This is a genomic window from Nonomuraea diastatica (assembly GCF_004349015.1).
Lineage (GTDB): Bacteria > Actinomycetota > Actinomycetes > Streptosporangiales > Streptosporangiaceae > Nonomuraea > Nonomuraea diastatica.
On sequence record NZ_SMKP01000390.1, the window covers coordinates 1 to 1,906 of the forward strand.

General features: G+C 67.4%; 1 protein-coding gene. It reads right to left on the reverse strand.

The genetic code is table 11. The features are described from left to right. Window positions 1–169 precede the first annotated feature (169 nt). Window positions 170–1,483 (reverse strand): group II intron reverse transcriptase/maturase, encoded by a 1,314-nt coding sequence (gene ltrA, locus E1294_RS51780; RefSeq protein ID WP_220448447.1) that lies wholly within the window; start codon window positions 1,481–1,483, stop codon window positions 170–172. Between the last annotated feature and the right edge of the window lie 423 nt (window positions 1,484–1,906).

Genomic DNA, 1,906 nt, shown 5'->3' on the forward strand with positions numbered 1-1,906 from the left:
GTAGGGTCGGGGGCTGGCGCGGTGGCGTCTCCTGGCGGTAGGGCCTGGGGCCTTCATGTTCCGCCGGTTTCCCGGTCGGTTGTGCCACCCCAGTGACCGTGACCAGGTTCGTTGCTCCGTTTCCAGTCCCCGCCCGTCGAACCGTGCATGCCGTTCTCCGGCACACGGCTCACCGACGTCGTTCACCGCCTGGCATTCGGCGCCCCCGCCAGTCCCGCAAGGGCCTGGGTGCGACGACGATTCCCGACAACGTGACCAGGCCGAGTTGGTCCGGGGACCGGAAGGCCACAACCGACCAGCCGAACCCCCGCGAGCGGCGATGGCGTTTACGAAGCACGAGTGCCATCCGCATCCGCGCATAACTCCTGATCTCGTTGAAGTGACGGGAGGAGTTTCCGAACCGGAAATAGGCCGCCCAGCCGCGCAGGAACCGGTTGATGTCCTCCACGATCACTTCCGGGTGCAGCAGCAGCCGGGATCGGAGCGTCAGCTGACGGATCCGGTCACGGGCGTGCTGCATGGCCCGGTCGGCGGGCCAGCGAGCGAGGAAGGTGACAGGCCGTTTGCCGTCCCGGCCAGGGCTGCGCACCAGACGGTGGTGAAAGCCGAGAAAATCCAGCCCTTCCCCACCGACCTCCAGGTGCACGATCCGGGTCTTGGCCGCCTTCGGCTTCAAGCCGAGCCCGGCCAGCAGCGCCGTCAGCCGCGCGAGCGCGCGTTCGGCCTGGCTGCGAGACCAGCACATCACCGTCACATCGTCGGCATAGCGCACCAGAACCCCATCACCGTCATCCCACGCCCGATCGAGCCGGTGCAGGTAAACATTGCACAAGACGGGTGAAATCACCCCGCCCTGCGCGGTTCCGGTGACCGGCCGACGTACCTGTCCTTCCTCCATCACCCCAGCACGCAAGATCGCGCGCAGGAGCTTGACAACGGACTGGTCACAGACGCGTTCCTCGACCGCTCGTATCAACTCCTGATGCGGAATCGCCGAAAAGCAGTCGGCGATGTCCGTCTCCACCACCCACCGGCGCCCCCGATAACACTCATCGATGAGCACCTGCAAGGCGTCGTGCGCCGAGCGCTTCGGCCGGAACCCGAACGAGCAGCTCAGCATGTCCGCCTCGAAGACCGGTTCGAACACGATCTTCAGGGCGGCCTGCACGATGCGGTCCCGAACCGCGGGAATCGATAACGGCCTCTGCTCGGCCGTGCCCGGCTTGGGGATCAACACCCGCCGCGCCGGGAGCGGCCGATACCGTCCTTCCCGCAGTTCGTCGGCCACCTCGTCGAGCAGCCGGACAACGCCGTACTCCACGACCTGGCCCAGGGTGGTCTTGTCGATACCGGGCGCGCCGTTGTTGGCGCGCACCGCAACCCACCCACGCTGCAGCACGTCTCTGCGGCAGACCTTGTCATACAGCGCGTGGAATCGACGCCCGGGATCGGCCTTGGCCGCCCGGTACAGCGCATGCTGCAACGCTCGGACCGGATCACGCGGAACCCGTGGTTCCCGCGATCCCTTCGCGGCGGGACTAGCCTGACCGGCACTCACCGGGCCCCTCCATCACAGTCGCTGCGCATCGACGAAGCAGCGGCCCTTCCCTCACCGCCGGTTGTGTTGTCCGGTCGGCTCGATCAGTACTACGGCCGCCTCCGACGCCCACCCGGCCGGCACTCCATTTCCCGGCGTTGACCGGTTATAGGACGCCACGCTCCGACAACACCCACCTCCGCAGGTTGCCGGGCCGGGGAGGGCCTCCCCAGTTCCCGCCGCCACTATCGACACGTTCCGCGCCCCATACGCCGAGGAGTCCTTAACGGCTGCGCTTCCAGGCTCTTCACCGCGTCCATGGCCTTCGCCCTGGATTCGGGGGCTCGGCTCTCCCTGGTTCCCGACCTC